The organism is Roseovarius sp. D22-M7, assembly GCF_037083785.1.
Taxonomy (GTDB): domain Bacteria; phylum Pseudomonadota; class Alphaproteobacteria; order Rhodobacterales; family Rhodobacteraceae; genus Roseovarius.
In genome coordinates this window covers 1-8,718 of the sequence record NZ_JBAPKY010000088.1, presented here as the reverse complement: position 1 = coordinate 8,718, position 8,718 = coordinate 1, and the positions used below count along the sequence as shown (strand labels likewise).

The window sequence follows — 8,718 nt, the reverse complement described above, 5'->3', positions numbered from 1 at the left end:
CTGAACATCAACCCGTCGACCATCGACGGCAGCGAGATCGACGAGAACTTCACCGTCGAGTTCTTCGACCCGACCAACGCCGTCCTGGCGGGGGGATTACCGCGCCTCGTCACCAACGGCACGATCCTCGAGGGCTCTGGAGTTTCGTTGTTCGTGATCCCCACATACGCCTTCGAGAATTCCGGCGAAGCTGTCTTTGCCGTTCATCTCTCGCGGCCTCTCGAAAACGACATCACGCTTTCCTACTCAACGTCGGACGGTACGGCTGTAGCCGGCGACGACTACACAGCCACCTCCGGCACAGTGACATTTCTGGCAGGACAGACCGAGGCGGCCGTGCGGGTCCCGATACTGTCCGATGCGCTGGATGAACCCGACGAAACGTTTGCCCTCACATTCGTACCAACGACCGAGATCGCCAATGGTTCCGACGGTGCAACAGCGATTGGGACTATTGTAGAGGGCGGGCCGATCGTGGAACCCGTTGCCACGGTTTCCCTTTCCGTCTCTCCGGCCTCTGCGCCGGAGGGCGATTCCGGGCCGCAGACGGCGGTGACCTTCACGCTGAGCCGGTCGGGCGATCTGACCAACGCGGTGACGGCGACGCTCATGGCCGGCGGCAGTGCTGCGGCGGGGAGCGATTACACAGGCGCGATCCCGGCGAGCCTGACGATCCCGGCCGGCGCCTCGGAGGCGAGCTTCACCGTGACCGTCCAGGGCGACGAGGACGTGGAGGGCGACGAGGAGATCACCGTCACCATCGACGGCCTCGACAGGGGCGACCACGGGATCGGCACGGCGTCCGCCACCCATACCATCGAGGAAGAGCCTGGCGAGGGCGGCTCGGCCCCGGTCGCGGCGGATGACGCCTTCACGACCGACGAGGACACCGCGCTTGCGGGCGATCTCTTCGCCGACAACGGCGCCGGGCCCGACAGCGACGCGGATGGCGACAGCTTCTCAGTGACCGCGGCGAGCGTCGGCGGCGTGGCGCTGACCCTCGGCGTGGCGACGGAGCTTGCCGGCGGCGGCCGGCTGACGGTGGGGTCCGACGGCAGCCTGGCCTTCGACCCCGACGGCGACTTCGAGGCACTGGGGACGGGTGAAACGGCCACCGTGGAGATCTCCTACACGATCGCCGACGACGACGGCTCCGACGACGCCACCGCCACGATCAGCATCGCGGGCGTGAACGACGCGCCCGGGATCACCTCCGGCGCCGCCTTCACGGTGCCCGAGAACCAGACCGCGATCGGTTCGGTCGTGGCGACGGATCCGGAGGGCGACACGCTCACCTACGCCATCACCGGCGGGGCCGATGCCGCGCTCTTCGACATCGACACCGCCACCGGCGCGCTGAGCTTCCTGACCGCGCCCGACTTCGAAAGCCCGGCCGATACCGGCGGCGACAATGTCTATGACCTGGCCGTCGCCGCCTCCGACGGCACCGACAGCACCCCCCAGGACATCACCGTCACCGTGACCGATGTCGAACCGGAGCCCGATGCGGCGACGGTCTCGCTCTCGGTCTCTCCGGTCTCTGCGCCGGAGGGCGATTCCGGGCCGCAGACGGCGGTGACCTTCACGCTGAGCCGGTCGGGCGATCTGACCAACGCGGTGACGGCGACGCTCATGGCCGGCGGCAGTGCTGCGGCGGGGAGCGATTACACAGGCGCGATCCCGGCGAGCCTGACGATCCCGGCCGGCGCCTCGGAGGCGAGCTTCACCGTGACCGTCCAGGGCGACGAGGACGTGGAGGGCGACGAGGAGATCACCGTCACCATCGACGGCCTCGACAGGGCCGATCACGGGATCGGCACGGCGTCCGCCACCCATACCATCGAGGAAGACCCGGACGAAGGCGATGTGCCGCCTGTCGCGGCGGACGACGCCTTCACGACCGACGAGGACACCGCGCTTGCGGGCGATCTCTTCGCCGACAACGGCGCCGGGCCCGACAGCGACGCGGATGGCGATCCGTTCACCCTGACCGCGGCGAGCGTGGGCGGCGTGGCGCTGACCCTCGGCGTGGCGACGGAGCTTGCCGGCGGCGGCCGGCTGACGGTGGGGTCCGACGGCAGCCTGGCCTTCGACCCCGACGGCGACTTCGAGGCACTGGGGACGGGTGAAACGGCCACCGTGGAGATCTCCTACACGATCGCCGACGACGACGGCTCCGACGATGCCACCGCCACGATCAGCATCGCGGGCGTGAACGACGCGCCCGGGATCACCTCCGGCGCCGCCTTCACGGTGCCCGAGAACCAGACCGCGATCGGTTCGGTCGTGGCGACGGATCCGGAGGGCGACACGCTCACCTACGCCATCACCGGCGGGGCCGATGCCGCGCTCTTCGACATCGACACCGCCACCGGCGCGCTGAGCTTCCTGACCGCGCCCGACTTCGAAAGCCCGGCCGATACCGGCGGCGACAATGTCTATGACCTGGCCGTCGCCGCCTCCGACGGCACCGACAGCACCCCCCAGGACATCACCGTCACCGTGACCGATGTCGAACCGGAAGGTCCGGAACCCGAGCTGATCGTCGGGACAACAGGTATCGACTACCTCGTGGGCACGGATGCCGACGAACGGATCGAGGGACGCGGCGGACCTCTCGACCAGGTTATTGGCGGCGGCGGCGCCGACGTATTCGTTTTCGAGGACCAGGTGGGCAGCAGGGACGTCCTGGCGATCCGGGACTTCTCTCAGGCAGAGGGCGACATGCTTGACCTTCAGGGCGCAGAGATCGCCCAAGAGGTCGTCGCTGGCGGTTCGACTTACTTGATCCTTGCGGGTGAGGATCGCGACCTGATCATCCTCGATGGCGTGATGGGTTACGATGATCTGCTGCTTACATGACGGGAACGGCGACGGTTTGATCAATTTGAGGACTTCATCTGGAGGAAGACACATGACCCATTTCAAGTTCGGACGCGTTGGCGCATGGGCCACAGCTGCGGTAGTTATGCTCGGCGCGAGTTCGGCTACATCCGCGACGCTCGGGCTACCGGTCTTACCCGCGCCGGAAATCTCGGGTAGCGGCAATGCAGTCAACGACGCCGTCATCCTCGTGTTCGACTTCCTTGCCGAGGATGCGGTTTCGACCGCTCCAGCGGCGGCGAGCGGGCTGGACGTCCGGATCACCGGCCTGTTCGGGCTGTCTACCGCCGCCCTGAATGTCGGCCCCGATCCTGCCGCGCTCTTCCTCGGGGGCGTACAAGCCGATCTCGGTTATGAATTCAGTGCGTCCGGCCCCGACAGCATCGAAATCCTGTTCTCGGGCCTGTCTGGCTCGGCGGCCGCTTCCTTCGGTGATTCGGTGCTCGCCGTCATCACGGGCGAGTTCGGAAATGACGAGACGGTGCTCTTCGACACTGGTTTCGGATCGACACAGGCCTCGATCGTCATCAATCCCGTCGACACCGCAGTCATCCCGCTCCCGGCAACTCTGCCGCTCATGGCTTCTGCACTTCTGTCGGCCTTCGCAATTTCGCGGCGTCGTGGCTGCGCTTGAGCACAACCCGAGGTGCGGCGAGGCGTCATGGCAATGACGCAACCCTGGAACCGCCCAGAGGAGAGCTTCGGCCTCCTGCAAGCTATGCGTGGGAAATTCCGTCCGGATGCTGATCTGATGACGACCTGTCGGTCAATGCGCCTTGGTTCTCTCGCACCTTTATCGCTGGCTTCGCTCTTCACGGGTGCGGGCGTGCCGAACGATGAGCCAAGCCGAGGCTGAAAGGAAGGTCACGGACTTTGTTCTGCAAGACTGGCAGCTGACAAATCTGCCTATGCCTCAGGACTTCACCTAATACCATGACGCGTGTCGACCTGTACGGAGATCGCATTCAAGAATCATGGGTCTTCTACAATCACCCCATGAGCTGCGGCACGCCGGGCTGCTCGGTTTTCTTGCTCGATCTCCGCTGCGCCGCGGCCTGCGGCCGATGCGACTGCATCGCTTTCGTCCCTGAAGCCGGTCAAGAAACGAACGGCGGGTGGCACGATATCATGCTGAATAATGCGACGACTTTTCCGTTCATAGGGGCCACTACGTCGATGGCTCCTGGAATTGACTTTCACGGCCTTCAATAACGCTCCCGACGCTGGTTTTCCTTTGAATCGATGAGAGACAGCAAGTTGCGCACACCAGTCACTCCCGACAACCCGTAATGCACCTCCAGCGAACGACTGCGTTCACACCCGGTACATCGCGCACGACCGGCACAAAAGGGCTGGGACCTGCCCACTGCACCCTGCAGCATCTTCGCCGATCCGACCGGCAAGCAAGGGCTCGTTGCCGTCATGCGGCACTGCAGAGCGCGGGTCACTAACGGGCGCCTCTGAATGTCGGCTCCCAGCTTTCCCTCATATTCGCATCGCAATCGCAGCGAATGTCCGAAGTCCGCCCAACGTGTCGAATGCTGCATCCGCGAGGATCGCGGTTGCAAGCGGCAGCAAAGGACTGGCATCCGCCCTTTTGCTGTCCGACGCGAACGAGTACAAAACGCCCACAACGGATGAGAGGACGACCATGGATCGCGCAGCCCGTATCAACCGGACAATCGGCGAAGAAATCGGGGCGAAGGCGGCTCAGGTCGCAGCCGCGGTCAAACTTCTCGACGAGGGCGCGACCGTCCCGTTCGTCGCGCGCTACCGCAAGGAGGTCACGGGCGGGCTCGACGACACCCAGCTTCGCGCCCTGGCCGAACGTCTCGCATATATGCGTGAGCTCGACGACCGGCGCGACACCATCCTCAGATCCATCCGCGAGCAGGACAAGCTCACCGATGCACTGACCCGGGCCATCAACGAGGCCGAAACCAAGACGCGCCTCGAGGACATCTACCTGCCCTACAAGCCAAAGCGCCGCACCAAGGCGATGATCGCCCGGGAAAAGGGGCTCGAACCGCTGCGCGACGCGATCCTCGCAAACCGCGACAGGGATCCGGAGCGGCTCGCAACGGCCTACCTGGGCGAAGGCGTGCCCGACGTGAAGGAAGCGCTGAACGGTGCCCGCGACATCCTCACCGAGGATCTGTCCGAGAAAGCCGATCTTCTGGGGGACCTGCGTGCATATCTGCGGAAGGAAGCCGTCGTGACCGCGAAGGTGGTTCCCGGCAAGGAAGAGACCGGCGCCAAGTTTTCCGACTACTTCGACCATTCCGAGAAATGGGCGGCCATGCCATCGCACCGGGCGCTTGCGCTCCTGCGCGGCCTGAAGGAAGGCGTCATCCGGTTCGACATCGCTCCCGACAAGGAGGTCGGCCAGCCACGCTGCGAGACCATGGTTGCCGCGCGCCTGAACCCCTCCGGAACCGGGCCGGGCGACAGGTGGCTGCGCGAGGTCGCCGGCTGGGCATGGCGGACGAAACTCTCCACGACAATGATGACAGAACTCGTCGCCGAATTGCGGACCCGCGCCCATGAGGCTGCGACAGCCGTCTTCGCGCGCAACCTCAAGGATCTGCTGCTGGCCGCGCCGGCCGGCGCCCGGCCCACCCTCGGCCTCGATCCGGGCATCCGCACCGGTGTGAAAGCGGCCGTGATCGACGCGACCGGCAAGCTGCTTGCCACCGCGACGCTCTACCCCTTCCAACCCAGGAAGGATGTGAAAGGCGCCCAGGCGAAGATCCTCGAGCTGGTGGAAGCCCACGGGATCGAGCTTGTCGCCATCGGCAACGGAACCGCGTCGCGAGAGACCGAAAAGCTGGTCGCCGACGCGCTCGCCATGCTTTCCGGCAACGCGAAAAGGCCCACCAAAGTCATCGTCAGCGAGGCCGGCGCCTCGGTCTATTCCGCGTCGGAGCTGGCATCAAAGGAGTTTCCCGATGTCGATGTGTCGCTGCGCGGGGCCGTCTCCATCGCCCGGCGCCTCCAGGATCCGCTCGCCGAGCTGGTGAAGATCGAACCCAGGAGCATCGGCGTCGGACAGTATCAGCACGACGTCGACCAGCGCCGGCTGTCGAAATCGCTCGACGCCGTCGTCGAGGACGCCGTGAACGCGGTCGGGGTCGACATCAACACCGCCTCCGCCTCGCTTCTGACCCATGTCTCCGGTCTCACCCCTGTCCTTGCCGAGTCCATCGTGGCGCACCGCGATCAGAAGGGCGCGTTCAAGACGCGCAAGGATCTCCTGAAGGTCAGCCGGCTCGGCCCGCGCGCCTTCGAACAATGCGCCGGCTTCCTGCGCATCCGTGATGGCAAGGAACCGCTCGATGCCTCCGCCGTGCACCCGGAGGCCTACGACCTGGCACGCCGGATTGTCGCCGATTGCGGCCGCGATCTGCGCAGCCTTCAATCCGACCCCGGCGTATTGAAGGACCTGCGCGCCGAAGCCTATGTCGATGTCCGCTTCGGACTTCCGACCGTGCGCGACATCCTCTCCGAGCTGGAAAAGCCCGGGCGCGACCCGCGTCCTACCTTCAAGACGGCGACCTTCGCCGAGGGCGTGGAAGAGATCACCGACCTGACGTCAGGCATGCAACTCGAGGGCACCGTGACGAACGTGGCCGCCTTCGGGGCCTTCGTCGATATCGGCGTGCACCAGGACGGCCTTGTCCATGTGAGCCAGCTGGCCGATCGCTTCGTGAAGGACCCCCACGAGGTGGTGAAGGCCGGCGACGTCGTGCAGGTGCGCGTGACCGAGGTCGATTTGGGGCGCAAGCGCATCGGGCTCACCATGCGCAAGGATGACGGGGCCTCGCCCGGCGAGGATCGAGATGCGGCGCGCAAACAACCGCACACGCCGCGTGGCAACGCGCCTGAGAAATCCCGGAAACCGCACCATGGATCGGGCAAGAAGGACGACACAGCCCAACGCGGAAGCCAGCCTGGCGCTCTGGGATCGGCCCTGCTTGATGCGATGAAAAAGCGCTGAGATCAACCGCGAGGCGCTGCGCTGCATGGAAGATTTTGATGATTGCGCCGCACGCTGTATTAACCTGCAAGGTTATGATCGCAACGCTCGCCGGGAACGCCCTGGATGCTTAACAGGCTGCTGAAAAACTCGGCCTCGACATGGATTTGAGAACGTGATTCACCCTTTGCACGGCATGTAGGGGGATGACGATGCGCGGGACGGACGAGACGAGCGGGGCGCTGTTCAGCTATGTTGATCTCGAGGCGCGGGTTTCCGCAAACCACCCGCTGCGCAAGATCCGGCAGATCGTGAACGATGCGCTGGCCAGCCTCGATGCCGAGTTTGATGTGCTCTACACGAGCGAAGGCCGTCCCTCCATCGCGCCCGAGCGTCTGATCCGCGCCAGCCTTTTGCAAATCCTGTTCTCGATCCGCTCCGAGCGGCAGCTGATGGAGCAGATGGATTACAACCTGCTGTTTCGGTGGTTCGTCGGGCTTGGCATCGACGATCCCGTGTGGGTTCCGACGGTGTTCACCAAGAACCGCGACCGGCTGCTGACCACCGACATGTCGCGCAAGGTCATGGCCGCGATCCTGGCGCATCCGGAGGTCAAGCCGCTGCTTTCAGACGAGCACTTCTCGGTCGACGGCACCCTGGTCAAGGCGTGGGCGTCCATGAAGAGCTTCCAGCCCAAGGACAGCACGGCGCCGCCGGACGAGGACGATCCCGGCAATCCGCCACCGCCACCGACCGACGAGACCTCCGCCAGCCCCGACCAATCCCAGCAGACCGAGACCCAGCCCATGCCGAGCACCACGCACCAGCCCCGCAATCCCGAGATCGACTTTCGCGGCACGAAGCGCTCGAACACCACCCACGCATCGGTCACGGACCCCGATGCGCGGCTCTACAAGAAGGCACCGGGTGCCGCGGCACAACTGTGTTTCATGGGCCATACCCTGATGGAGAACCGCAACGGGCTGGTCGTGCAGGCGGACCTGACCCACGCCGATGGCCACGGCGAGCGCAAGGCGGCGCTGGACATGATCAATCGCCACTCACCGGGCTCGACCCGGCGCCTGACGCTGGCGGCAGACAAGGGTTACGACAGCCGCGACTTCGTCAAGAAACTGAGGGGTATGGTCGTGACCCCGCATATCGCGCAGAAGTCCCGGTATTCCGCCATCGACGGTCGAACGACACGCCATCCCGGCTATGCCCTGTCCCTGCGGAACCGGAAGAAGATCGAGGAACCCTTCGGCTGGGCCAAAACCGTTGGCGGAACGGCACAGACCGTTCATCGCGGCCTCGACAGGGTCCGCGCAAAATTCACGATGACCATGGCGGCCTGCAACCTCGCCAGGTTGCCGAAACTCCTCGCGGCCTGATGGCGCAAGAGCCGAAGGCCTGGCGCGTCGCCCGCAAACCGTCTGCCTGAAACCCGTATGATCGGGAAAATGTTCTTCTCGCCAGACTTCTTCAGCAGCCTGTTAACGCCTTGTGAAGTCGCATGACTGCCGGGGTCCGGCGATCCATCGAGCGAAACCGATCCTGCTCCCGATCCGAAGCGCGCAACGAGCATTGGAGATGCCTGCATGCGCGCAAGCGGTTACGCCTCCGAAAGTGCGGCGCTCTGCACCTGCGTGGAAAAGGATGTGGCTCCTCTGCTCGACGGGCCGGCACGGGAAACGGCGATTGACGATTTCCGCCCGTCTTCCGAAGCCTGGTTCCACGGCGGCTCCGATGCCGCCACGTGGGCCGGCTGCGCATTCCGACACATTCGATCACGTGTTCCGACGACATATGATCAGCCATTCCGACGTATCCGATCACCGCGAGATGACGCCGTCGGGCGT

At 65.1% G+C, this 8,718-nt stretch carries 4 protein-coding genes; all 4 read left to right on the top strand.

Features of this window, described 5'->3' with window-relative positions:
- The coding region (locus V8324_RS20350; protein ID WP_336421725.1) for a Calx-beta domain-containing protein at positions 1-2,862 on the top strand (2,862 nt) is incomplete at its 5' end.
- A gap of 52 nt (positions 2,863-2,914) precedes the next feature.
- The gene (locus tag V8324_RS20345) at positions 2,915-3,517 is read left to right on the top strand and encodes a hypothetical protein (RefSeq protein ID WP_336421724.1); all 603 of its coding nucleotides are present in this window, start codon (positions 2,915-2,917) and stop codon (positions 3,515-3,517) included.
- Between the two features lie 1,017 nt (positions 3,518-4,534).
- Positions 4,535-6,880 (top strand): Tex family protein, encoded by a 2,346-nt coding sequence (locus V8324_RS20340; RefSeq protein ID WP_336421723.1) that lies wholly within the window; start codon positions 4,535-4,537, stop codon positions 6,878-6,880.
- A 191-nt stretch (positions 6,881-7,071) separates the two neighbouring features.
- Complete coding sequence (locus V8324_RS20335; RefSeq protein ID WP_336421722.1) at positions 7,072-8,250, top strand: IS5 family transposase; 1,179 nt, start codon at positions 7,072-7,074, stop codon at positions 8,248-8,250.
- Positions 8,251-8,718: the final 468 nt, after the last annotated feature.

What these genes read in the sequence shown, in the direction of transcription:
- V8324_RS20340 (WP_336421723.1), top strand. Translation starts at nt 4,535, where the DNA reads ATGGATCGCGCAGCCCGTATCAACCGGACAATCGGCGAAGAAATCGGG.
- V8324_RS20345 (WP_336421724.1), top strand. Translation starts at nt 2,915, where the DNA reads ATGACCCATTTCAAGTTCGGACGCGTTGGCGCATGGGCCACAGCTGCG.
- V8324_RS20335 (WP_336421722.1), top strand. Translation starts at nt 7,072, where the DNA reads ATGCGCGGGACGGACGAGACGAGCGGGGCGCTGTTCAGCTATGTTGAT.